At 58.8% G+C, this 24,074-nt stretch carries 19 protein-coding genes and 1 other annotated feature; of the genes, 18 read left to right on the top strand and 1 reads right to left on the bottom strand.

The window, feature by feature from the left end; all coding sequences use genetic code 11:
* Positions 1–16 precede the first annotated feature (16 nt).
* The 13 genes from G3578_RS04045 to G3578_RS03985 all read left to right on the top strand — a co-directional run bounded on the left by G3578_RS04045 (position 17) and on the right by G3578_RS03985 (position 15,051).
* Positions 17–736, top strand: a complete 720-nt coding sequence (locus tag G3578_RS04045) for a precorrin-2 dehydrogenase/sirohydrochlorin ferrochelatase family protein (protein ID WP_165208867.1) — start codon at positions 17–19, stop codon at positions 734–736.
* Positions 669–1,613, top strand: a complete 945-nt coding sequence (hemC, locus tag G3578_RS04040) for a hydroxymethylbilane synthase (RefSeq protein ID WP_165208865.1) — start codon at positions 669–671, stop codon at positions 1,611–1,613. The genes G3578_RS04045 and hemC overlap by 68 nt, the downstream gene beginning before the upstream one ends.
* Complete coding sequence (gene cobA, locus G3578_RS04035) at positions 1,610–3,139, top strand: uroporphyrinogen-III C-methyltransferase (protein WP_165208863.1); 1,530 nt, start codon at positions 1,610–1,612, stop codon at positions 3,137–3,139. Before hemC ends, cobA begins: the two co-directional genes overlap by 4 nt.
* A 39-nt stretch (positions 3,140–3,178) precedes the next feature.
* Complete coding sequence (gene hemB / locus G3578_RS04030) at positions 3,179–4,159, top strand: porphobilinogen synthase (protein WP_165208861.1); 981 nt, start codon at positions 3,179–3,181, stop codon at positions 4,157–4,159.
* Position 4,160: 1 nt separating this feature from the next.
* On the top strand, positions 4,161–5,213 hold the full coding sequence (gene ahbA / locus G3578_RS04025) for a siroheme decarboxylase subunit alpha (protein ID WP_165208859.1): 1,053 nt from the start codon (positions 4,161–4,163) through the stop codon (positions 5,211–5,213).
* 178 nt (positions 5,214–5,391) lie between these two features.
* Positions 5,392–6,681, top strand: coding sequence for a glutamate-1-semialdehyde 2,1-aminomutase (hemL, locus tag G3578_RS04020; protein WP_165208857.1), 1,290 nt, complete (start codon positions 5,392–5,394; stop codon positions 6,679–6,681).
* A 432-nt stretch (positions 6,682–7,113) separates the two neighbouring features.
* Positions 7,114–7,902, top strand: coding sequence for an alpha/beta fold hydrolase (locus G3578_RS04015; RefSeq protein WP_165208855.1), 789 nt, complete (start codon positions 7,114–7,116; stop codon positions 7,900–7,902).
* A gap of 76 nt (positions 7,903–7,978) precedes the next feature.
* On the top strand, positions 7,979–9,850 hold the full coding sequence (locus G3578_RS04010) for a bifunctional metallophosphatase/5'-nucleotidase (protein ID WP_346773950.1): 1,872 nt from the start codon (positions 7,979–7,981) through the stop codon (positions 9,848–9,850).
* A 209-nt stretch (positions 9,851–10,059) separates the two neighbouring features.
* Positions 10,060–10,611, top strand: a complete 552-nt coding sequence (locus G3578_RS04005) for an HAAS signaling domain-containing protein (RefSeq protein ID WP_165208853.1) — start codon at positions 10,060–10,062, stop codon at positions 10,609–10,611.
* A gap of 1 nt (position 10,612) precedes the next feature.
* On the top strand, positions 10,613–11,467 hold the full coding sequence (locus G3578_RS04000) for a DUF4097 family beta strand repeat-containing protein (protein ID WP_165208851.1): 855 nt from the start codon (positions 10,613–10,615) through the stop codon (positions 11,465–11,467).
* Between the two features lie 155 nt (positions 11,468–11,622).
* Positions 11,623–13,047 carry a LysM peptidoglycan-binding domain-containing protein gene (locus tag G3578_RS03995; RefSeq protein WP_165208849.1) on the top strand — a complete coding sequence of 475 codons (1,425 nt, stop codon included), beginning with the start codon at positions 11,623–11,625 and terminating at the stop codon, positions 13,045–13,047.
* A 17-nt stretch (positions 13,048–13,064) separates the two neighbouring features.
* A complete protein-coding gene (locus G3578_RS03990; protein ID WP_165208847.1) occupies positions 13,065–14,069 on the top strand; it encodes a phosphotransferase in 1,005 nt (334 codons plus the stop codon).
* Complete coding sequence (locus tag G3578_RS03985; protein WP_165208845.1) at positions 14,056–15,051, top strand: phosphotransferase; 996 nt, start codon at positions 14,056–14,058, stop codon at positions 15,049–15,051. Before G3578_RS03990 ends, G3578_RS03985 begins: the two co-directional genes overlap by 14 nt.
* Positions 15,052–15,083: 32 nt before the next feature.
* Here G3578_RS03985 and G3578_RS03980 read toward each other — a convergent pair whose 3' ends face one another.
* The gene (locus G3578_RS03980) at positions 15,084–15,266 is read right to left on the bottom strand and encodes a hypothetical protein (protein ID WP_165208843.1); all 183 of its coding nucleotides are present in this window, start codon (positions 15,264–15,266) and stop codon (positions 15,084–15,086) included.
* A 99-nt stretch (positions 15,267–15,365) separates the two neighbouring features.
* Between G3578_RS03980 and G3578_RS03975 the strand changes: the two genes are divergently transcribed.
* The 5 genes from G3578_RS03975 (at position 15,366) to murC (ending at position 23,888) form a co-directional block, all read left to right on the top strand.
* Positions 15,366–17,513 carry a PP2C family protein-serine/threonine phosphatase gene (locus G3578_RS03975; protein ID WP_165208841.1) on the top strand — a complete coding sequence of 716 codons (2,148 nt, stop codon included), beginning with the start codon at positions 15,366–15,368 and terminating at the stop codon, positions 17,511–17,513.
* Positions 17,514–17,677: 164 nt separating this feature from the next.
* Positions 17,678–17,992 (top strand): STAS domain-containing protein, encoded by a 315-nt coding sequence (locus G3578_RS03970; RefSeq protein ID WP_165208839.1) that lies wholly within the window; start codon positions 17,678–17,680, stop codon positions 17,990–17,992.
* Positions 17,993–18,055: 63 nt separating this feature from the next.
* Positions 18,056–18,317, top strand: a binding site (T-box leader).
* Positions 18,318–18,366: 49 nt separating this feature from the next.
* Entirely contained in the window at positions 18,367–21,036 is a 2,670-nt protein-coding gene (locus G3578_RS03965; RefSeq protein ID WP_165208838.1) for a valine--tRNA ligase, read from the top strand.
* Between the two features lie 100 nt (positions 21,037–21,136).
* A complete protein-coding gene (locus G3578_RS03960; RefSeq protein ID WP_165208837.1) occupies positions 21,137–22,504 on the top strand; it encodes a bifunctional folylpolyglutamate synthase/dihydrofolate synthase in 1,368 nt (455 codons plus the stop codon).
* A 1-nt stretch (position 22,505) separates the two neighbouring features.
* Entirely contained in the window at positions 22,506–23,888 is a 1,383-nt protein-coding gene (murC, locus tag G3578_RS03955; RefSeq protein ID WP_165208836.1) for a UDP-N-acetylmuramate--L-alanine ligase, read from the top strand.
* Positions 23,889–24,074 lie beyond the last annotated feature (186 nt).

Genomic DNA, 24,074 nt, shown 5'->3' with positions numbered 1-24,074 from the left:
GGAAGAGAGGGATTGGATGCAGACACACTTTCCGATCGTCCTTGACCTGACGGGGAAGCCCTGTCTGGTGGTCGGCGGGGGAGAGGTGGCCACCCGCAAGATCGAAGCCCTGCTCCATGCAGCGGCCGCTGTGACGGTAATCGCGCCGCTGGCGACGGAAGAGATCGCGGCTTGGGCCGGTGCCGGAAAACTGACGTGGCGCAGGGAGCCCTACACCCCGCGGGCAGCGGCAGGATATGATCTGGTCATTGCGGCGACGGATCAGGCCGAGGTGAATCTGGCCGTCTGGCGGGACGTGAAGGAGGCGGGGGGCTGGATCAACATTGTGGATCGCCCTGATCTCTGCAATTTCATTGTGCCGTCGGTCGTCCAGCGGGGAAAGCTGTTGATCGCGATCTCCACCTCCGGCGCAAGCCCGGGATTGGCCCGCAAGATCAGGCAGCGGATCGAGAGGGAGATCGGCAGCGAATATGAATCATACGTGGATTTTCTCGCCGCAATCCGCAAGCAGGTGATGCGGGACGTGACGGATCCGGCGAAACGAAAGGCGATTTTTCGCGAGCTCTTGCACGATGCCTATCTGACGGCGGGCGAGGAAGAGCGATATCAGATGGCAGCGGTCCTGATCCAGCAGCAGCAGCGCGCGGCGGGACCGCAGGGAGGCAACGATGAAACTCTGGAAAGTAGGCACGCGCAGGAGCATGCTTGCGCTGACACAAACCAACTGGGTGATTGACCAACTGAAACGGCTCGATCCCGACGCGGGCTTCGAGATTCGGGAAATTGTCACCAAAGGGGACAAAATCCTCGATGTGACCCTCTCCAAAGTGGGGGGGAAAGGATTGTTTGTCAAAGAGATCGAGCAGTCCCTGCTTGACCATGAAACGGACATGGCGGTCCACAGCCTGAAGGATATGCCGGCCGAATTGCCGGAAGGACTCGTCATCGGGGCGATCCCGGAGCGGGTGGACCCGCGGGACGTCCTGTTGAGCAGAGACGGCAGGACACTGGATGAGCTGCCGGCAGGCGCGGTGGTCGGCACGAGCAGCCTGCGCCGCGCCGCCCAACTGCTTGCCCGTCGGCCCGATCTGGTCATCAAACCGATCCGGGGCAATATCGATACGCGGGTTCGCAAGCTGCAGGAAGAAAACTTTGACGCCATCGTGCTGGCGGCGGCGGGCCTGGAGCGGGTCAACTGGCAGGGGACGGTGACGCAGTTCTTGCCGGTGGAGATCAGCATTCCGGCTGTCGGCCAGGGGGCGCTGGCCGTCGAATGCCGAGCCGACGACGGCGACATGTTGGCCCTGCTGGCGCGCTTCGACCATCTGCCGACACGCCTTGCCGTGACGGCGGAGCGCGCCTTCCTGCACACGCTGCAGGGAGGCTGCCAGGTGCCGATCGGCGCCTATGCGACCGTGGAAGGAACAGCGGAGAACGGACTGCCGCTGATCAGGATGACCGGCCTGGTGGCCGCACCGGACGGCTCGCGGCTTTTTACCCATACACAGACAGGAACGGATCCGCAGGCGCTCGGCCGCGAGACGGCGGAGCGCGTATTGGCGGACGGTGCCGGCGAGGTGCTGGCCAAGGTGCGGGAGGAGAATCGGCTATGAGCAAAGGCAAAGTGTTTCTCGTCGGGGCGGGTCCGGGTGACCCGAAGCTGATCACCGTGCGCGGCCTGGAGACGATCAAACAGGCGGACTGCATCGTCTACGACAGGCTGGCAAGCCCCCGTCTCCTGGCCCACGCCCGGCCGGACGCGGAATTGATCTACTGCGGCAAGCTGCCGGATCGGCATACCCTGACGCAGGAAGAGATCAATCAAGTGCTGGTGGAAAAGGCGTTGGAAGGCAAAGTGGTGACACGGCTGAAGGGAGGAGACCCCTCCATTTTCGGGCGCGTGGGAGAAGAAGCGGAAGAGCTGGTGAAGCACGGCATCCCGTTTGAGATCGTGCCGGGCATCACCTCCGGCATCGCCGCCCCCGCCTATGCCGGCATTCCCGTGACGCACCGCGATTTCAATTCCTCGCTGGCCATCGTCACGGGGCACGAACGGCCGGAGAAAACGGCTTCCAGCATCAACTGGGAAAAGCTGGCCACGGCGGTGGAAACGATTGTGTTTTACATGGGGGTGGGCAACCTGCCGTTCATTCGGGAGCAGCTGATCAGATACGGCCGCTCGCCTCAAACCCCCGTGGCCCTGATCCGGTGGGGAACCACCGTGGAGCAGGAGACATTGGTCGGCACGCTGGAGAATATCGTAGAAAAGCGGGAAGAAGCGGGGCTCAGCAACCCGGCGATCATCATCGTCGGCGAAGTGGTCAGACTGCGCGAGAAGCTGCAGTGGTTTGAGAAAAAGCCGCTGTTCGGCAAACGGGTGCTGGTGACGCGGGCGCGCAGCCAGGCCAGCGAGCTGTCGGAGCGCATCGTCGAGCTGGGCGGAGAAGCGTACGAATTCCCGCTGGTCAAAATGATCCCGCCCCGCGACAGCCGGCCGCTGGATGAGGCGATCCAGCAGCTTGACACCTTCGACTGGGTGATCTTCACCAGTGTCAACGGCGTCTCCTTTTTCTTCAAACGGCTGCGCGAACTGGGTGTGGACATCCGCCGGATGAAGGCGAAGCTGGCCGCCGTCGGACCCAAAACGGCGGCGGCGCTGGAGGAAAAAGGACTGCTCGTTCAGGTGCTGCCGGGAGAGTTCCGGGCGGAGGGACTGCTGAACAGCCTGGCGGATCAGATGAAGCCCGGGGAAAAGGTGCTGCTGCCGCGCGCCGACATCGCCCGGGAAACGCTCCCGCGCGAGCTGCGGGAAAGGGGCATGGCGGTGACCGAAGCGGACACGTACGAGACGGTCATCGACGCGGAAAATGCGGCGGAAACCATTGAACTGTTGAAGCGCAAGGCGATCCATATCGTCACGTTTACCAGTTCGTCCACTGTGAAAAACTTTGTCCAGGCGTTGGGTTCCGAGCATGTGACGGAGCTGCTCGACGGCGTGCAGGTGGCCTGCATCGGCCCCATCACCGCCGAAACGGCCAAAGCGCTGGGCATTACACCGGATATCGTTGCGCAAGAGTATTCGATTCAAGGGCTGCTGGACGCCCTGCTGTCCAGCGAGTCCCGCGCGGCGCAGCGCTAACTGCCGCCGGTCGGGTAAAACCAGGGAGGGGACACGATTATGAACAGAACGTTTGAACGGCATCGCCGCCTGCGCCACAGCGCCGCGATGCGCAATCTGGTGCGGGAGCATCATGTGCGGGTGGAAGATTTGATTTATCCGCTGTTTGTCGTGGAAGGAACGGGCATCAAGGAAGAGATCGCTTCCATGCCGGGCGTCTATCATTACTCGCTGGATCTGTTGAAGCAGGAGCTGGATGAAGTAGTGGGCCTGGGCATCCAATCCCTGCTGGTGTTCGGCGTGCCGGCCGAAAAAGATGCATGCGGCAGCCAGGCCTACGCGGAGAACGGCATCGTGCAGCAGGCGATCCGCCTGATCAAGGAAGCGTATCCGCAGCTGGTGGTGATCGCTGACACCTGCCTGTGCCAATATACCGATCACGGGCACTGCGGCGTGCTGCATGACGGATACGTCGACAACGACGAAACGTTGAAGCTGCTGGCCAAGACGGCGGTCTCCCAGGCGCAGGCGGGCGCCGACATCATCGCGCCGTCCAACATGATGGACGGTTTCGTGGCGGCGATCCGGCAGGCGCTGGATGAAGCGGGCTTCGTCCATGTGCCGATCATGTCCTACGCGGTGAAATACGCGTCCTCCTACTACGGGCCGTTCCGCGATGCCGCCCATTCCGCGCCGCAGTTCGGCGACCGGAAAACCTACCAGATGGACCCGGCCAACGCGCGCGAAGGACTGCGCGAGGCGGCCGCCGATGTGGAGCAGGGCGCCGATTTCCTGATGGTGAAGCCAGGCCTGGCTTACATGGACATGGTGCTGCGGCTGCGGGCCAATTTTGATCTGCCGCTTGTCGTCTACAATGTGAGCGCGGAATATTCCATGGTGAAGGCAGCGGCGGCAAACGGCTGGATCGATGAGCAGCGGATCGTCATGGAGACGATGGTGGGCTTTAAACGGGCAGGCGCGGACCTCATCATCACCTACCATGCCAAAGATGTGGCGAAATGGCTCAAGGAGGGCGTGTAACATGTCAGTCGACTTACGGGATGAGCTGGATAAAGAGATTCTGGATATCGTGCAGAAGGAGATTCCCCTCGTCGCCGAACCATACAAGGCGATGGCGGAGAAGATCGGCACGACAGAGGAGGTGCTGCTGGAGCGCCTCCGCAGCATGAAAGGGCAGGAGATTCGCCAGGTATCCGCGATTTTCGATACGAAGGCGCTCGGCTATCAATCCAGCCTGGTGGCGGCGCGCATCGCCCCGGAAAAGCTGGATGAGATGGCAAAGGTGTTCAATGAGCATCCCGGCATCACCCACAACTACAAGCGGAATCACGACTTCAACCTCTGGTTCACCATCGCGGTTCCCCCCAACAGCCGCTTCGGCCTGGAGAAGACCGTGGAGATCCTCGGCGAACTGGGGCAGGTGGATTCGATCCGCCTGCTGCCGACCTTGAAGCTCTTCAAGATCGGCGTGCAGCTGGATGTGAAAAAGGAAAATGAAGCGAATGCCAAGGCAGACCCCAACTACACCGAGGAGATGCGCCGGGCGGCGATGAGCATTCCGCTGACCGATCTGGACATCAAGGTGATTCTGGAGCTGCAGAAGGACCTGCCGTTTGTCTCCCGACCGTTTGATGAATGGGCGGCCAATCTGAACATGACGACCGACCAGCTGCTTGCGCATGCGAAGTTGCTGGTGGAACGCGGGCAGATGCGCCGTTTCTCCGCCGTGCTCAACCACCGCAAAGCGGGCTTCCGCGCCAACGGCATGGGCGTGTGGCATGTGCCGGAAGACCGGACGGATGAGATCGGCTACAAAATGGGCAGCTTCCGGGCGGTGAGCCACTGCTACCTGCGCCCGATCTACCCGGACTGGAAGTACAACATCTTCACGATGGTGCATGGCCGCGATATGGAGGAGTGCGAAGCCATCCTGCAGGCGATCGAAGACGAGACCGGCATTACCGACCGCATCACGCTGTACTCCACCAAAGAATACAAGAAGACGCGGGTTTCTTACTTCACGCCGGAGATTTACGAATGGGAAGAGGCGGTCGCCCAGCGTTTGGGGCTGTAGCGGTTGTTTCCATAGTAGGATCGTGCAAACACTTGAAAGCGCTGAAGCAGCGAAAGAAGGGCTGAAGGGCCCCGCCCGGCGCAGCGATAGCTTTCGCCGAGTGGGTAGAGCATTAGCCAACGGCGTGTGGGTGGAGCGTCAGCTTACGTCGGCTGGATGATGATATGAGGTGAAGCAGATGCATAAAGGCTATGAAATGTCGAAGAAGCTCTATGCCGAGGCCCAGCAGTACATCCCCGGCGGAGTGAACAGCCCGGTCCGCGCGTTCCGGAGCGTGGGCGGCAATCCCGTCTACATCGTCAAGGGGGAAGGCTCCCGGGTGACAGACGTGGACGGCAATACCTACATCGATTATATCGGCTCCTGGGGGCCGCTGATCCTGGGGCACGCGCATCCGCAGGTGCTTGCGGCCATCCAGGAGGCGGCGTCGCTCGGCACCAGCTTCGGTGCGCCGACGGAACGGGAGACGGAGATGGCCAAGCTGGTGTGCGAGATCGTGCCTTCCGTGGAAGTGGTCCGGATGGTCAACTCCGGAACCGAGGCGACGATGAGCGCGCTGCGGCTGGCGCGAGGGTATACCAAACGCGACAAGATCATGAAATTCGAAGGCTGTTATCACGGCCATGCCGACAGTCTCCTGATCAAGGCGGGCTCCGGCGTGGCCACCCTGGGTCTGCCGGACAGCCCCGGCGTGCCCCAGACCACAGCCGTCCATACCATTACCGTGCCGTACAACGATCTCGACAGCGTACGGCTGGCGTTTGACAAATTCGGCCACGAGCTGGCGGCCGTCATCGTCGAGCCGGTTGCAGGCAATATGGGCGTTGTGCCGCCGAAGCCGGGCTTCCTGGAAGAGCTGCGCGAGATCACGGCGCAGCACGGGACCCTGCTCATCTTTGACGAGGTGATGACCGGCTTTCGCGTCGCGCGCGGCGGGGCGCAGGAGTTGTACGGCATCACGCCGGATTTGACCACCATGGGCAAGGTGATCGGCGGCGGCCTGCCGGTCGGGGCATACGGCGGCAAGCGGGAGATCATGCAGCAGGTGGCGCCGGCCGGTCCCATCTATCAGGCCGGCACCCTCTCCGGCAACCCGCTGGCGATGGCGGCGGGAATCACGACACTGCGGGAACTGGGACGTCCGGGTGTGTATGAGCAGCTGGAAGCCCGCTCCGCCCGACTGGCCGAGGGACTGGCCGACAATGCCCGCAGGCTGGGCCTGCCGCACACCGTCAACCGCGTCGGCTCCATGGTTTGTCTCTTCTTCACCGATACGCCTGTCATCAATTACGAGACGGCCAAAACATCCGATCTGCAGCGCTTCTCCGCCTACTTCCACTACCTGCTGGAAGAAGGCGTCATGATCCCGCCGTCCCAGTTCGAAGGGATGTTCGTTTCCCTCGCGCACACGGAGGAGGATATCGAGCGCACGATTGAAGCGAGCTACCGGGCGATGAAACGGCTGTAACACCATTGGATGCACCCCCTTTGTCACATGACAAAGGGGGGGTTGTACAAGTCCCGGGGCTTCGCCTCGGGTTCAGTCTGATGAGAATCGTTTGTCCGCTTCATGGTGTGAGGGGGGCAAGCGAGCTCCTTTGACGACCGACATAGCGGAGAAACAAAGACGCGGGGGATCAGGGGGCGTGAGTCTCACATCCTTGAAACGCCCAGATGTTGAGCCCCCTGCCCGCGTCGCGTTTCGGAGCGGACACGGCCCACTTCCTCGCGGGGCGTCAAGAGAGCGAACAGGAACCATCACCCATGATCGACGGATTTTGTTTGCACACTGGGCCCGGGGCTTCGCCCTGGGTTTCTTCATGTCCGACCATGATTTTTTTCCAAAATCGCCTATACTGATGAATGAGGACATGAAACCTTTGGAAAGTGGTGAAACACCGTGAAAAAAGGAATCGAAGCAAACGGAATCCGACTGGCCTATGACGACGAGGGGAGCGGCGAGGCGGTGGTGCTGCTGCACGGACTGTGCGGCAGCGCGGAGTACTGGGTCCATGTGATCCCGAAGCTGGCGGAGAAGTATCGCGTGATCGTCCCGGATCTGCGCGGACACGGGGAGAGCGGCGTGCCGGACGAGGTGTACACGATGGAGCAAATGGCGGATGACATTGCCCACCTGCTGGATCGTTTGGGAGTGGAGAAGGCGGCGCTGTTCGGCCATTCGCTCGGCGGGTACGTCACCTTGGCCTTTGCGGAAAAATATCCGGAGCGGCTGACCGCTTTTTCGCTGGTTCATTCCACCGCCCATCCCGACAGCGACGAAGCCAAGGCGGCGCGGGACAAAGCGGTGGAAAGCATCGCGGCCCACGGCATGGAGCCCTTTATCAAGACGCTGGTGCCGCGCTTGTTCGCCCCCGGTCATCTCCAGTCCCACTCCGACGAGGTGGAAAGGGCCAAGCGGATCGGGCTGGCCACCAATCCGCAGGGGGCGATCAATACGATCCGCGGGATGAAAGAACGGCAGGACCGCAATCACGTGCTGCGGGAGACATCCCTGCCAGTGCTGCTGGTAGCGGGCGCCCACGATCAGGTGATTCCGCCGGAGCGCACCTTTTCCGCTGCAGGCGGCCATATTACCCAAGCTCTCCTCCCTGCCGCCGGACACATCGGCATGCTGGAGGATCCGCAAGGGCTGTGCGGCGTAATTTACCGTTTTTTAACAAAAGAATGACCGTGTTCGTCTAGCTTCTCTCTGGTATGTTTTGGTATAATTTTGGTAGTTTTTGTGAACAGAGAGGAGAATCAGTGTGAAGAAAAAGAATCGCGTCGTATTCTCGTTTCTGGCTTGTGCACTCGCTTCTTCCCTGTGGGCGGGGGCGGCTTTGGCAACACCGCTTCATCCGGTCAACCACACCGACTGGATGGTGAAACAATCGATCCTGACACCGGCGAAAGACGGCAACCTGTTCCTGGATCGCAACATCACGCTGGCGGAAGTGGTTGTCACCATCGCCAAGGTGAAGAAGCAGACGCCGCAACCTGTGGCGGGTGCCAAACACTGGGCTGAACCGTATCTGGCGTGGGCTCAGTCCCAGGGAGCCTTGGACGCCAACAAGGTAAAAACGCCCGGCGCGCTTGTCTCGGCAGCAGAGATCAACGCGATCTCCGCCAAGCTGGGCATACCGCTCGACCTGGCCGATAAGGCGACGGTTACCCGCGGCGAGTTCTTCCAGGCGCTTGGCGACGCCATTACGGAACACATCACCATTGCGCACACCAACGACGTGCACGGCCATATTACGGAAGACAAGAATCTGAAGGAATATGGCTATGCCAAAATCGCGACGCTGATCAAACAATGGCGGGAAGAGAACAAGAACTTCCTGCTGCTGGATGCGGGGGATACCTTCCAGGGAACGGTCTATGTAAACCAGTTCCAAGGAGAGTCGGTTGTGCCGATTCTGAACTCCCTCGGCTACAGCACGATGGCAGCCGGCAACCATGAGTTCGATTTCGGCTATGAACAGCTGCTGAAGCTGCGCGACATGCTGAAATATCCGGTCATGTCGGCCAACGTCTTCAAGGAGGACGGCTCCACGCTGCTGGTGCCCACCTACAAAACGGAAATCGGCGGCAAGAAGTTCGCCTTCGTCGGATTTGTCGCGGAAGACACCCCGATCCTCACCCATCCCAATAACGTCAAGGGACTTACCTTCAAGAATCCGGTCGAGATCGCCAAGCAGGTTGTCCCGCAACTGAAAAAAGAAGTGGATCATGTGATCGTGGTCTCCCATGTGGGCATTGACGTTGACCGCGAGATCGCCAAGAACGTGCCGGGCATCGACCTGATCGTCGGCGGCCACTCCCATACGCCGCTCCGCGAACCGGAGCTTGTGAACGGCACCTACATCGTCCAGGACTGGGAATACGGCAAATCGCTCGGCCGTGCGGATCTCTACTATTACAACAATCAACTGGTTGCCTTCAGCGGCGGTCTGGCCGAGTATGATGAGAAGGTGCAGGCGGATCCGGAAGTGGAGAAAATGGTGCAGGAGATCGTGAAGAAGATCGACGAGGCCATGAATGTGGTAATTGCCAGATCCGAAGTTGACCTGGACGGCGATCGCAGCCTTGTCCGCACAAGAGAAACCAATATCGGCAACTTCATCGCAGATGCCTTCTTGGAGCGCACCAAATCCATTCCCGGACATGAGGCGGATGTGGCGCTGACCAACGGCGGCGGCATCCGTACCCAGCTGAAAGCGGGCGACATTACGAAGAAGGATCTCTACAGCCTGCTGCCGTTCCCGAATACGCTGGTGGTCATCGAGGTGACCGGCGAGGAGTTGAAGCAGGCGCTGGAAAACGGGGTAAGCCAGGTAGAAACGGGGGCTGGACGATTCCCCCAAATCAGCGGCATGTCCTTCACCTACGATCCGAAGAAACCGGCCGGCCAGCGCGTGCTGGAAGTGAAGGTAGGCGGCCAGCCGCTTGATCTGAAGAAAACGTACAAACTGGCGACAACCGACTTCCTGGCAACGGGCGGTGACGGGTATACGTCCCTGAACAAGCCGGCATTCAACACCGGTTATACCATGTATAGTGTTGTGGAAGAAGCGCTGATCCAGCGCAAGACCATCAATCCCAAGGTGGAAGGCCGCATCGTGGAAGTGAAATAAGAGAACGTGCGCAGCGGAAGGAGGGAGAACCCCTCCTTCTTTTTGTCAAAGCATCGTATACTGGAGAATGAACTCCGTCCGGGGATGGAGGAAAAAAACCATCCGGAGATGGAACAAGGATGCATGCCGGTTCGGGTACAATGTTCTCCAGTCTGCGCAAGAATGAGGGTTCATCCGGGCCGGCACTGGCAGAATCGGGAGGAAAGATGATGACAAGGGTGGAGTTTATCAGGGAATTGGACCAACGGCTGAGCGAGCTGCCCGACAAGGAGCGGTTGGACCTCCTGTCAAATTATACCCAACATTTCTTGGCTGAGATGGAAAAAGGCAAAAAGGAAGAGGAGATTGCGGCCTCTTTGGGCAGTCCGGCGCAGATCGCCGAAGAGATCCTGACCGGTTACCACCTGAGCCGCATGAAAGCCAACGCCACCATCCCAAAAGCCCCCCGGATGATCATCGCGGGAATCGGGCTGGGATTTTTCAATGTGGTGGTTGTGTTGGGCCCCTTTCTGGCGATCGCCGGCAGCATCATCGGCCTGTGGGTCGCTGCCTTCGCCCTGATCCTGTCGCCGGTTGCGCTGATGGCTTATCTGGCCCCGCCGGTCAGCGGGGATGAGATGGCGTATGCGGTTTTCGGCGGCATGGCTGCAGTCGGCTTCGGCCTGCTGGTTGCCATCGTGCTGTATTATGTTACGAAGTGGATGTATCGGCTTACCGTCCTTTATGTGCGATTTAATCTGCGATTGATCAGGGGGGAATGAGATGGGACGATTGCTGAAGAAAGTGGCTGTGCTCGCGTTTCTCTTCTTCCTGATCGGCGTTTCCGGCCTTCTCTATCTCTCTATCAAAAACAAGGCGCTGCCTATTCAAAAGACCGCCGTCCATGAGCAAAAAAGCGTGAGCGGCAAGGATGTGTCCAGCGTCGCGATTGACACGGCAACGGCGGATGTGCGGCTTACCCGCAGCGCGGATGATACCATTCAGATCGGATTGACCGGGGATAGCTATATACAGGCCGCAAGCGGCGGTTTGCTGGAGGTAAGAGAGAACGGCGATGCCCTTGAGATCAAAGTGGCGGAAGAGGAGCGATTCTTTGATTTCGGGCCGGGGCAGGACTTGAATCTTCAAGTCGCCCTGCCGGAAAAAATCTTCGACCGGCTTCGGATCACCACGCAAACCGGCGACGTGGAAAGCAGCCAGCCCTTGCAGGAAAAGCGGTTCAAACTCGACACCGCGACCGGCGATATCGAGATCAACGGTTTTACCGGCGAGGAGATGCAGGTGTCCACCAGCACGGGAGACATGCGGCTTCTGCATATCGACGGCGGTGTCGAAATCAATACCGCCACAGGCTCGGTGGAAGAGCTCAGCCTTGTCCGGCTGGCCGGAAACGTGGGGGTGGAAACATCCACGGGGGATGTCGTGATCCGGCTGGAAACGCCCCCCGCTGCAGCCTCCCTGGATGTGGAAACGAACGCAGGAGACCTGTCCGTCACGCTTGACCACCTGAACATTGCGCATCAATCGGAGCGGCAGTTGAAGGCTTCGATTGGCAGCGGCGGGCCGTTGATCAACGTTCGCAGTTCGACAGGGGATATCTCCATCAGCCAACCATGAACGCGTCCCCATAGCCCCCCGCCCCCCTTTCTCCTATCATCGTCAGGTTGGCGGCCAATCTTCCAATCTCTTTTGCTCCTTTGCCGCCGTGGTCTAAAACTGCGGCAATGTCCATATAGTATAGGGAATGGATGGACTCGAAAGGAGGAGCACAGGTGGCTTTGCAGGATGGTTTGCTGTCGTTTCAAATCAAGGAAACTGTTTTCCTCTCATCAGATAAAACCGGCATCGGGGAGCTGCGGGAGCTGGAGCTGCAGCCGGATGTGGAAATCATCGAGAGCCAGCAGGAGATTTCCATCACCGGCTGCCTGCACTTGTACGGCAAATATGAACCCTATCGACCGGAGAGGGAGGAGGATGCGGCCGACGGCGATACATTGGTGGCGGCAATGAGATTTACGCCCTTTCAACTGGAAGAAAACAAGTCTGGAACGTTCCCCTACACAACCGAAGAATCAATCGCCCACCGCATCCCCGTAAACATCTCGATTCCCCTGGCGCGAGTGGAGGAGATCGGCGATATCTACGCGATCGTGGACAGCTTCGATTATCAGCTGGACCATCCTTCCCAGCTGCAAATCCAGGCGGTGCTGAAAATTGCCGGGATCACCATGCGCACACAGGGGGATGCCGCAGAAGAGCACGCGGAGGAGAAATGGGAATTTGTTCATGTGACGGACGAAGCGCAAGAGCATGTGCCGCACCCCGACTCCCTGGAAGAGATTGAACGGAAGCTGGCGGAATTGGAAGAGGAGATCCGTTTGCAGGAACAGCCGGGAAGAGAGGGGGTAGCTGCGGTCTTTGCCGCAGATGACAAGGGGGAGACCGGATTCTATCATTTCCCGACGGCTGCGGATGAAGAGCAGGTCAGCCATGGGCAGCCGTTCAGCTCGTATGACCAGGAGTCCGCGCAGCCGGTTGCTTCTTATCGGGACGAATCGGCCCAACCGCTGTACGGCGATCTGTCTGAATCATCCAGGCTTGATGCGGAATGGCAAACTGGCACTCCACAAGAACAGCCGGATGCCATCCTTCCCGTAGAGGCGGCTGCCGGGCATCCGGAGAACCAGCCGCAGGCAGCCGGCGGCTTGGATGAGGCGGCTGAGGCACTGGCAGAGACAGCGGAGACAGTGGAAACAGTGGAAACGGCGGAGACGGTGGAGGAGCCCGTCTTGGCCGAAACGCACGATGACGCCAAAGAGATGAAGGTGGCGATCGGCAGCAAAGCGGCGCCCGAACCGGAGGCGAAGGTGAACATTACCACCATCTTCACGCAGGCCAAACGCATGCCCGAGCCGCCGGCCATTGTCGATGCAGATGATTCCTCCCCTGCCGGCGGACGCTGGTCGGCCGAGGGCGAAGAAAGGCGCAAGCGCCTGGAGTCGTTGAGCAATCTGACGTCGGTGGTGCGCCAATCGGAAGAGAAGATGAGCAGGCTGCGCATCTGCATCATTCAGCGCAACGAGACGATCGAATCGATCGCCGCCCGTTACAACCTGTCGACTTCCCGCCTGTTGGAAATCAACAATCTCACCTCCGACCGCGTTTCGGAGGGACAAATTCTTTACATTCCCCAGTGAGCGGAGGGGAGGATAAGGTGGCACGTGAGCGGATCGACCTGACACAGGTATGTCAGCGCTACAAGGTAAGGGTGATTCAAATCACGCCGCACGACGATTATTATCTGCTGGAGACCAACCGGGGGCCGAAGGAGCTGCGGATGTGGCCGCGAATCGACGTGATGCGCTGGTCGTTTGCCTGGCGGGAACAATTGGCACGCGCAGGGTTTCGGGAGGTTGAGCGTTTTATTCGGACCCGCGATTCCAAGCCATTCGTTGTTGTCGGGCGCAAAGGCTTCACGATGACCGACCATCTGCGGGGAGCGGAACCGTTTGAGCCATCGCCTGTTCATGCCGAAACGTGCGGGCGGATGGTGGGAAAGATGCATGAGGCCCAGCAGGCCAACCATTTGCTGGATGCAGCGGAGCTGTTGAAAAAAGAGCAGGGATTTGCCGTTGCCGAAGCCAAACGGGCGCGCAGGCTTAAGAAAGAGTTTGTCTTGCGGCATGCTTTTTTGAGCGAGCGGGACCGATGGGTCGCCAGCCTGTTTCCGCCGCTGCTGGAGAGGATGGAACGCAGCGCCGAACTGCTCACCGGCACGCATGCCGATGCCGACTCGCTGGCGGTTTCCCACCGGCACATGGGCAAAGAAAACTGGGCGCTGGTCAACGACAAGGTCATGCTGCGCGGTTTTTTCCGTCCCGGTTTGTCCGTACAGCTGCGGGACGTCGCCGGGTATCTCAAACAGCTGTATGCCGACACGGAGGATACGCAGCGGATCGATGCCTTCCTTGACGGCTACATGGCCGAAAAACAGCTCGGTTATGAAGATTACAAGATGCTGCTGGCTTTTATGGCTTTTCCGCACGAGACGTGGCACAGCATCGAACAGTATGTATGCCACGCTTCTTCGGAAAAGGATGAGCAGTCGCCGCACGGCATCGAGCAGGCGCTGGCAGCCCAGGAGCGGGTAGACCGTCTGCTGCTCCACATCGCGCATCGTGCCGAAGAAACAAGGGGGTTTGTCCATGAGCCGCTTTGAGGATATACCTCCGTTGATTCAGGAATATGACATGTTCGCCCAATCCGTTGAGGTGCTGAAGGCACCCAATGTCTACAAGATCAAGACGCCCTACGGCTCCTATGTATGCAAACGGACAAACGCGCCGCCAAACCGGCTCCATTACATCAGCGGCGTGCTCCGCCACCTGCATCAGCGCGGGTGGGAAGGATGCGTGCCGCTTACCTATACCAAGTATGACGAACCGTTCGTCAAGCGCGGAGATGCCGTCTACTATCTGACGGCGTGGCAGCAGAGTCTGAAGCCTGATGGGATGCGCCCGGCCGAATGGGCCGGGCCCACGATTGAACGGTTGGCGGAACTGCACCATTTGACCCAGAACTTTCGGTTTGATGACCCGCGGCAGGTAGAGCCGCTTGTTGACTCCCTGCTGAACCGGTGGGAATACTGGCTGGCGGAAATGAAGCGGCAGGCCAAGGCCGCGCAGTCCCGTACATACCCGTCCCCCTTTGACGTCGTCTTTCTTGCCAATCAGGCGTTTATCGGGGATGCGGCCGAGCAGGCGATCCGGCTGCTGCGGGAGTGGCGGCAGAGACACCGCACCCACGCCCATTTTCGCCTCTCGATCATCCATGGGTACCCCCATCCCGCCCATCTCATCCTCGACCGTTCCGGGCAGGTGCGGCTGATCAATTTTGACCGGTCCGTGTTCGATTCGCCCGCTCGCGACCTGACCTTGTTTTACCGCACCTATTTTCATCTGGGCGGGGATGCGGACACGGCTTCGGAACTGCTTCGCCGCTATTCCAACGTCTTTCCCCTGCGGCCGGAAGAGATTGAGCTGACCGCCGCCTTCCTCTGTTTTCCGGAACGCGTCATGCGCGACCTTGAGATCTACTACGGACGCAAGCGGGACTGGAATGAACTGTACGCCGTCAAACGGCTGGAAAAGGATATCGATCGCCTGATGCATCTCAACCGCTGGATTCATCGGGCATTTTAGGCACAACGTCTCCCGGAGGCGTTGTGCTTCGCTCATATCCAGTCCAGCGATATGGACACATAAAGCGCTGCCAAGAGCCCTAGTATAATGACATCAAACGAGGTGGGGAAAATGACCGTACGTATGAACTGAAAACAGATCAACGGCAGCAGGATCTGCTTGCAGCCGTATTTGATGCGCAAGTACGTGGGGTGGTACTTCCAACGGGGATTCATCGCAATCACCTCGTTTCAGTATATGCGCCGTCGAACACGGCAGTGCCGAGGTTTTGCCATGCCGGAAAGCGGGTATAGAATGGCTAGGAACCGAACGGAATGGTAGGTGATTGGGTGATTTGGGAAGCGTCGTTATACGCCACCGGCGTGTTTGTCGCCTGCCTGTTTTTGCTCTCCTCGCGGCATTTGATCACGTTCAAGCGCTGGTATGATTTCTCTTTTCTCTATGGCATGGCACTCCTGGCCTGGGGGTTGGGGCATCTCTTCCGTCTGCATCCCAACCTGCTGCTGAAGCTGCTCGCGTCCCCCGTTTCGTTTCTGTTCTATCTGTTTCTGCTGATGGCGTTTCATGCGTTTCCGCTGTCTCCCCATCTGTATTATGAGCGGTGGAAATCCGTTCTGGACATCATCATCCTTTCTGCCATCTATCTGACGTATACCCTGACCGTCTGGTTCGATCCCTCCCGATCCGCGCTGTATGAGCCGCTGGTACATGCGCAGGCTTCCCTCTTTATCCTGGGCAGGGCCTATACCGTATACATGGGGAATGAAAAAAACGCCCAACGCGACCATAACCACCTGCTGTTGGTCGGGGCCGTTTTGTTCCTGTTATTCGACACGACCGGACACCATTTCTTCAAGAAGCCGATGGAGATCCTTACGGCCGTGACCTTTGCGGTGATCCTGCTCGGGTTGTACAACATGCGCAAATTGCGGGGAAAAGTGGATGTGCTGGATGAATATCTCTATTTTCACGAGAAGCTTAGTTTCCAATTCCGCGACGATCATGTCAACCGTGCCTATTTTTTTCTGTCCATCATTCTCCTGATCGCCATCCCGCATCATCCGCCCGTTTTCCTGCTGGGCACGGGCATCAGTCTGTTCATGCTGCTGGGGCGAATCTATTTCACAAGACGGGAGAATGACGCGGCCATGCAAGAAATGTTTCATCTCTCGCGCAGCCTGGAGAAGCAGTTTGAAGAGAACATGCAGGAGATCAGGCAGAAAAATGAACATCTCTCCAATCTGCTGTCCGCCAAGCAAAGCTATGAAATGCTGCTGGTGGAAAGCAACCGGCAGAGCATGCGGGAGGTTCATTTTGAAAACCTGCACCAACTGATCGAAGAGATCGCGGACGCCTGGTATGCCAACATGATCGGGCTGGATTTCCTCCGCATCTCTCTGCGCTCACAAGGAGGGACAAGCTATTACGAGACCGTGCGCGGCCGCCCGGAAGCGCGCGGTGAGACGCCGCACAGACCGGTCTCCCTCACCGTCCTGGTGGGCGATCGGGCCGATACGCCGCTTGTGCCCCGGCAGATCGTGATTGAGGCGCTGACCACGCCCACCTTCCGCAGCGATACGGAGATGGAGGATTCCATCTTCAACCTGCTTGCCATCCATATCCGCGGTCTGATCCAGCGCTGCCTGCAAAACCAGCAGGCGTTGGAACTGCGCTTGATGGAACAGGAAATGGAGCTTGCGTCCCGGATCCAGTTTTCCCTGATCCCGAAAGAACGGCTTGTGCTGCCCGGTCTGCAGGCGAAAGCCGTCTATCTGCCGGTCGCGTCGATCGGCGGCGATTATGTCGATTACGTGGCCATTGACGATCGGTTCAGCTGTTTTCTGGTGGCCGACATCTCCGGACACGGGATTCCCGCCAGCCTGCTGACGACAGGGCTGCGCATCGCGTTTCGGGCCGTCCTGCAAACGACGATGGCGCCGAATGAAATTCTGGACAGGCTCAATCGCCTGATGCACGAAGACTTGGCCAAAACACGCTCATTCATCACCATGTTTGTGGCCGTATACGATCAACAGGCCGGCGTGCTGCGCACCAGCCGGGCCGGACATCCGCAGCCGCTTTATCTTTCTGCTGCCAAACAGATGATTTTGCCATGTGCGAATGGCATCGGTCTGGGCCTCATTCCGGAGACGCGATACAAGATGGACGAATGGCCGGTGGAAGAAGACTTTATCCTGGTGATCTATACGGATGGCTTGACTGACCTGGGCAGAAAGGAAGAGGCGCTGACCGCACAGGACTGGCTGCAGCGGTTCCGGGCTGCTGTTTCGGCCGATAAACGGGAGGCCAGCGACCGGATCGCCGCCATCGAGGAAGAGGTCCGGCAGAGGACGCGCGCCATGGAACAGGAAGATGACATTTCCCTGCTGATCCTGGATGTAAAAGCGCGCCCCGCAGCGGCTCCTCTCCCCGGCAGCACGGCTGCGCGGTCGGGGCGGTGACACGCTTGGCGCAGGATTGCCATTGATGATACAATCAGGAATGGTAAGCTGCGGCTGCGCCCGTGGCAGGAATGTTTACATTCGCGGCGAAACGGGTAATGAACAGGGAAAGGCATACGCTGATGGACGTGCGGGGGAGCACGGGCAGGAAAGGAGCTTGACGGATGAATTACCGGATCGAAGAAGAACAGGACCATGCCACTCTCTATCTGGAAGGCGAATTGGATATGACGGTTGGGAGCAAGCTGGGGGAGGTGCTGCGGCAGTGCGGAGAGCGTTATTCCTCCATTTCGGTTGATTTTCAGGGCGTAACGTTTGTGGATTCATCCGGCATCGGCAGCCTGTATTACGCGACAAAAGAGCTGCTGGCAGGCGGCAGGGCGATGGAGATCGTCAATATCCGGGAAGAGATACTGGATATCCTGCGCATCCTGGGATTTGCGGAAGCCTTGGGCGTCCCGCTGAAACCGGCATCTTAAACGGATCCCCATTTGACTTGGCAGGCACCGTTCGTTTATAATAGTTGCGACAATTGAATGCAGGGAAGTACGATGAGTGGGAAGAGTAAACGTGGACAGCCTTGCCAGAGAGGAGAATCGTTTGGCTGCGAGATTCTCCAAGGCGGAAGCGTTGAAGGTCGCCCATGAGTTGTCCCGATGAACGGGAATGCGGATGTCTCGTTTTTCCGATAGTCGGGATCGGCCAACGCCGTTATCGGGAAAGAGTGGGCAGGCTCTCCCGCACGAGGAAGAGGAGCGTTTGCCAACAAAGGTGGTACCGCGAAGCAATCCTTTCGTCCTTTGGATGAAGGGTTTTTTATTTTTTGATGGCCAAATCAAGGAGGAAGTCGGCTATGTCAACCCAAGCAACTCCAGACATCGACAATCTGCTGCCCAAAAATTACGATCCCAAGGCAGCGGAAGCGAAATGGTATCCGTACTGGATCGACAAACAGTTTTTCAAAGCGGAGCGCGATCCGCAGAAAAAACCGTTTACCATCGTGATTCCACCACCGAACGTGACCGGAAAACTGCACCTGGGCCACGCGCTGGACACGACCCTGCAGGACATTATCACCCGGGCCAAACGGATGCAGGGATATGCCACGCTCTTTCTGCCGGGGATGGACCACGCCGGCATTGCCACGCAGGCGCGCGTGGAAGCGACCCTGCGGGAGGAAGGGATCTCCCGTCATGATCTGGGGCGGGAGAAATTCCTGGAGAAGGTGTGGGAGTGGAAGCATATCTATGCCCACCACATCCGCGAGCAGTGGGAGAAGCTGGGGCTGGCCCTTGATTATTCCCGCGAACGCTTCACCATGGACGAAGGACTCTCCCGGGCGGTGCGCGAAGTATTCGTCCGCCTCTATGAAAAAGGCTTGATCTATCGCGGCAACCGGATCATCAACTGGGATCCTGTGGCCCGCACCGCGCTGTCCGATATCGAGGTCATTTACAAGGAAGTAAAAGGCGCGCTGCATCACATGCGCTATCCGCTGGCCGATGGCACCGGCTATATTGAAGTGGCGACCACCCGGCCGGAGACAATGCTGGGCGATACCGCCGTCGCGGTTCATCCGGACGACGAGCGCTACAAGCATCTGGTCGGCAAGATGGTGGTGCTGCCGATCGTGGGCCGCCACATCCCGATCGTGGCGGACGACTACGTCGATCCGGAATTTGGTTCCGGGGCCGTCAAAATCACGCCGGCGCACGATCCCAACGACTTCGAGCTGGGCCTTCGCCACAACCTGCCGCAAATCGTGGTGATGGATGAGACGGGGACGATGAATGAGAACGCAGGCCCGTACAAAGGGCTGGACCGTTTCGCCTGCCGTGCCCAGATCATCAAGGATTTGACGGAGCAGGGCGTCATGTTCAAGATCGAAGAACATGTGCATCAGGTTGGGCACAGCGAACGCAGCGACGCCGTGGTGGAGCCGTATCTCTCCACCCAGTGGTTCGTGCGGATGCAGCCGCTCGCCGATGCCGCGCTCGCCAATGCCGCGAGCGACAAGAGCGTCAAGTTCGTGCCGGAACGTTTCAAGAACAACTACCTGCGCTGGATCGAAAACATCCGCGACTGGTGCATTTCCCGTCAGCTCTGGTGGGGACACCGCATCCCCGCCTGGTATTGCCAGGATTGCGGGGCAGAGATCGTTTCCCGCACCGACGTGACGGAGTGTCCGAAATGTCACAGCCACAAGCTGGAACAGGACAGCGACGTGCTCGACACCTGGTTCAGCTCCGGACTCTGGCCGTTCTCCACGCTCGGCTGGCCGGACGAAACCGAAGACTTCAAATATTTCTATCCGACCAATGTGCTGGTTACCGGCTATGATATCATCTTCTTCTGGGTGGCCCGCATGATCTTCAGCGGCCTGGAGTTCACCGGCCAGAACCCGTTTGAGACCGTGCTCATTCACGGGATCATCCGCGATTCCGAAGGGCGCAAGATGTCCAAGTCGCTCGGCAACGGCGTCGATCCGATGGAAGTGATCGAAAAGTACGGGGCGGATGCGCTGCGCTTTACGCTGGCGACGGGCAACTCGCCGGGGAACGATCAGCGTTTCTACTGGGAGAAGGTAGAGGCCTCCCGCAACTTCGCCAACAAGATCTGGAATGCCTCCCGTTTCGCGCTGATGAATCTGTCCGGCTTCACGGTGAAGGATATTGATCTTTCCGGCAAGCTGTCTGCGCCGGACAAGTGGATTCTCTCCCGCCTGCAGGCGACCATCGCCGATGTGACCCGCCTGATGGATGCCTTTGAGTTCGGGGAAGCGGGACGCATCCTGTACAATTTCATCTGGGATGACCTGTGCGACTGGTATATCGAGATGGCGAAGCTGGCGCTGTACGGGTCCGATGAAGCGGCGAAGAAAACGACGCAGTCGGTGCTGGTGACGGTACTGGATCAAACCCTCCGTCTCCTGCATCCGTTCATGCCGTTTATTACCGAGGAAATATGGCAGGCGCTCCCGCATGAGGGAGAGAGCATCACGGTAGCGGCCTGGCCGCAGGTGAACGAGGCCTGGAAGGACGCGGAAGCCGAAGCGGAGATGAGCCTCTACATGGAGATCATCCGCAGCGTTCGCAATATCCGCGCCGAAGTGAACGTGCCGATGTCCAAGAAAATCGAGCTGCTGATCAAGGCTTCCGATGCGGAAACGCTGGCCCGCCTGAAGCGGGGCGAAGACTACATCGTCCGTTTCTGCAATCCGGAGCGCCTGCAGATCGACACAGCGCTAACCCCGCCGGAAAAAGCGATGTCCGCCGTCGTGACGGGAGCGGAAATCTTCCTGCCGCTCGCGGGCCTGATCGACATCGAACAGGAGCTGAAGCGTCTGCAGAAGGAACTGGACACGCTCACCTTCGAAGTGGAGCGGATCGAGAAGAAACTGGCGAACGAAGGCTTCATCGCCAAGGCGCCGGCCAAGGTGATCGAAGAAGAGAAAGCCAAGCTGGCCGATTACGCGGAAAAGCGGGAGAAGGTGCTTGCCCGCCTGGCGGAATTGAAGGCTTAGGATCGGATCTTGTTCCGAATGCACGGGGCCCGCTCTGCCGGCGCATCAGCGGGCAGAGCGGGCGTTTCCAGGCATATCATGGGGATGGGAGTCATATGGTATGAGAGCGGAAAGTTTTGCTACGTACAAGGAAGCGCTTGATTGGCTGCACGGCCTGCTCCGCTTCGGCCAGAAACCGGGGCTGGAACGGATGCAGTGGATGCTGGAGCAGCTGGATCATCCGGAACGCACGCTTGCCTTTGTGCATGTGGCGGGAACAAACGGCAAAGGCTCCGTTTGTTCGTACATTGCACAGATGCTGCGGGAAGCAGGTTATAAAACAGGGGAGTTCACCTCTCCCTATCTCACCGATTTTCGGGAACGGATCCGCTACAACGGCGAATGGATCTCCGAGGAAGCGCTGCTGGCGCTCGCGAACGAGATCAAGCCGCTGGTGGACCGCTGCGCTGCCGAGACCGATTATGGCGCTCCCACCGAATTCGAAGTGATCACGCTGATGGCCATTCTTTATTTTGCGCGCGTGGTGCGGCCGCCCGTGGTCGTTTGGGAAACGGGACTGGGCGGACGGCTTGATGCGACCAACGTCGTTTTTCCGCTCGTGACGGTGATCACCAATATCGGATTGGATCATACGGATGTATTGGGATCGACGTTGCAGGAAATTGCCCAAGAAAAGGCAGGCATCATCAAGCCGGGAGTGCCGGTGGTGGTGGGCGAGCAGAATCCGGAAGCGCTGGAGGTGATCAAGTCCGTCGCCGTCAGCAAACGGGCATCGGTCTATGCACGGGGGAACCAGTTTGACGCCGAACCGCTGGAGGAACAGCTCGGCGAACAGGTTTTTACCTATCGCAGCCTGTATCGGCGGTACCCGTCGACCTACCGGATCAGGATGAACGGGGAACATCAAACCGCCAATGCCGCCGTGGCGATCATGGCGGTCGATCTGCTGCGCGAATTTTTCTCCTTTCTTGTGGAGGAAGAAGAAATGGCCCGGGGATTGGAGAATACCAGGTGGCCCGGCCGTCTGGAAATCGTGTCGCAGCAGCCGCTGATTCTGCTCGATGGCGCTCACAATGCGGAAGGGATGGCCGCCTTGGCCGCAAGCATGGCGAAGCTGGCTCCGGTACAGGTCCGGCTCCATCTGCTGGTGGCAGCGCTGGCGGACAAGCCGCTTGTCCGTATGGCGGAAACATGGCGACCGCTTGGCGACCGACTCGCATCGGTCTTCGTCACATCGTTTGATTTCCCCCGCGCCGCTTCGGCGGAAAAACTGCATGACGCATTATGCACGGGCGGATTGGATGCCGGCACCGTGACGACGGTTCCCGATTGGCGCTCCTTTTTGCGCACGTGGATCGATGAAGGAACGGCACACCGGAACGATTGGCTGATCGTCTGCGGATCGCTCTACTACATCGCCCAAGTGCGCTCGTACTTATCCATACTCGTAGAAGGGGCAGGTGAATAGGGTGGATCAGGGACAACACGTCCACTTTGTGGGCATTGGCGGTTATGGAATGAGTGCCATCGCCCGCGTCGTGATCGACCTTGGGCTGAAAGTCACAGGTTCAGACGTGGCAGCGAATGAATTAACGAAAAAGCTGGAGGCACGGGGAGCGATTGTGTACCAGGGGCATGATGCCTCGCATGTGAATGGGGCCGATCTTGTCGTGTATTCGACCAGCATACCGAAAGAGAATCCGGAGATCAGGGAAGCGATCGCCAGGGGAATCCCTCTCCTGCACCGCTCCCAGATGCTTGCCCGCATTCTGAACGAACGCAGGGGGGTGGCCGTGGCGGGTGCCCACGGCAAAACCACCACCACCTCCATGATCGCGCATGTCATGGAAGAGTGCGGCGTGGATCCCACGTACATCATCGGCGGGGAATTGATGAACGCCGGAACCAATGCGAAAGCGGGAAAAAGCGACTATGTGATCGCCGAAGCGGATGAGAGCGACGGTTCGTTTCTCGAATACCGTCCCGCCATCGAGATCATCACCAATATCGAGCCTGACCATCTCGAGCACTTCGGCGGCGATTTTGCCAATCTGAAAAAAGCGTATGCCGAATTTTTAAGCCATTTGAAAGAGGATGGCAAAGCGGTCCTCTGCCTGGATGACGAGCATGTCCGCCAACTGATCCCCCAGGTGAACCGCACGGTGGTAACGTATGCCATCACGCCCGAGTTTGCGGAGAAGGCGGATTACAAGGCGCTTCACATCGAACTGGGCGACCGCAAGACTAGCTGCGAGGTATGGCACCGCAATGAACGGCTGGGAGAACTGGTGCTGCATGTCCCCGGCATACATAACGTGGCCAATGCGCTCGCAGCCATCATCGTCTGCCTGGATGCGGGTGTGCCGTTCGGGCGGATCGCGGATGCGCTGTCCACGTTCCGCGGCGCCAAGCGGCGGTTCCAGATTGTCGGGGAAGCCCGGAACATTCTGGTGGTGGACGATTACGCCCACCATCCGACGGAGATCATGGCAACCTTGAAAGGCGCCCGGGCCTGCAATCGGCGGGTGATCGCCGTTTTCCAGCCACAGCGCTACACCCGTACCTTCTTTCTCATGGAGGAGTTCAGCAAGGCGTTTGCCGAAGCGGATGAGGTGATTGTGACCGACATCTATTCACCGGCAGGAGAAACGAAGATCGACGGGGTATCGGCAGAGGTGCTGGTGGAAAAGATTCGCTCCAACAGCCATCCGCGCGCCCGCTATATTCCAACCAAGGAGCAGGTGCAGGAGCATTTGATGAACGAGATGCGGCCGGGCGACCTGGTGCTTACCATGGGAGCGGGGGATATCTGGAAGTCCGCTTACTGGCTGGCGGAGCGGTTGGCAAAATAAGGGCTGCTGCAGCGGACTTTGTCTGCACACGGAGGCGTTCTCATTGTGCGAGAACGCTTCTTTTTTTTATTCAGATCATGTTTACACAGGTTATAAACTAGTTCATTTGTCATAGATAGAAGTGAAACTATTTTACCAAATCTTTCATTTCCGATGCTCCCGAATGTGATACTATTAGAGTAACAG

Source organism: Brevibacillus sp. SYP-B805, from assembly GCF_011059135.1.
Lineage (GTDB): Bacteria > Bacillota > Bacilli > Brevibacillales > Brevibacillaceae > Brevibacillus_F.
The sequence above is the reverse complement of the archived record's forward strand: the minus strand, read 5'-3'. Positions and strand labels throughout refer to the sequence as shown.

Coding starts and splice junctions, on each gene's coding strand:
- G3578_RS04045 (WP_165208867.1), top strand. CDS start 17: ATGCAGACACACTTTCCGATCGTCCTTGACCTGACGGGGAAGCCCTGT.
- hemC (WP_165208865.1), top strand. CDS start 669: ATGAAACTCTGGAAAGTAGGCACGCGCAGGAGCATGCTTGCGCTGACA.
- cobA (WP_165208863.1), top strand. CDS start 1,610: ATGAGCAAAGGCAAAGTGTTTCTCGTCGGGGCGGGTCCGGGTGACCCG.
- hemB (WP_165208861.1), top strand. CDS start 3,179: ATGAACAGAACGTTTGAACGGCATCGCCGCCTGCGCCACAGCGCCGCG.
- ahbA (WP_165208859.1), top strand. CDS start 4,161: ATGTCAGTCGACTTACGGGATGAGCTGGATAAAGAGATTCTGGATATC.
- hemL (WP_165208857.1), top strand. CDS start 5,392: ATGCATAAAGGCTATGAAATGTCGAAGAAGCTCTATGCCGAGGCCCAG.
- G3578_RS04005 (WP_165208853.1), top strand. CDS start 10,060: ATGACAAGGGTGGAGTTTATCAGGGAATTGGACCAACGGCTGAGCGAG.
- G3578_RS04000 (WP_165208851.1), top strand. CDS start 10,613: ATGGGACGATTGCTGAAGAAAGTGGCTGTGCTCGCGTTTCTCTTCTTC.
- G3578_RS03985 (WP_165208845.1), top strand. CDS start 14,056: ATGAGCCGCTTTGAGGATATACCTCCGTTGATTCAGGAATATGACATG.
- G3578_RS03980 (WP_165208843.1), bottom strand. CDS start 15,266: ATGAATCCCCGTTGGAAGTACCACCCCACGTACTTGCGCATCAAATAC.
- G3578_RS03975 (WP_165208841.1), top strand. CDS start 15,366: ATGGTAGGTGATTGGGTGATTTGGGAAGCGTCGTTATACGCCACCGGC.
- G3578_RS03970 (WP_165208839.1), top strand. CDS start 17,678: ATGAATTACCGGATCGAAGAAGAACAGGACCATGCCACTCTCTATCTG.
- G3578_RS03965 (WP_165208838.1), top strand. CDS start 18,367: ATGTCAACCCAAGCAACTCCAGACATCGACAATCTGCTGCCCAAAAAT.
- G3578_RS03960 (WP_165208837.1), top strand. CDS start 21,137: ATGAGAGCGGAAAGTTTTGCTACGTACAAGGAAGCGCTTGATTGGCTG.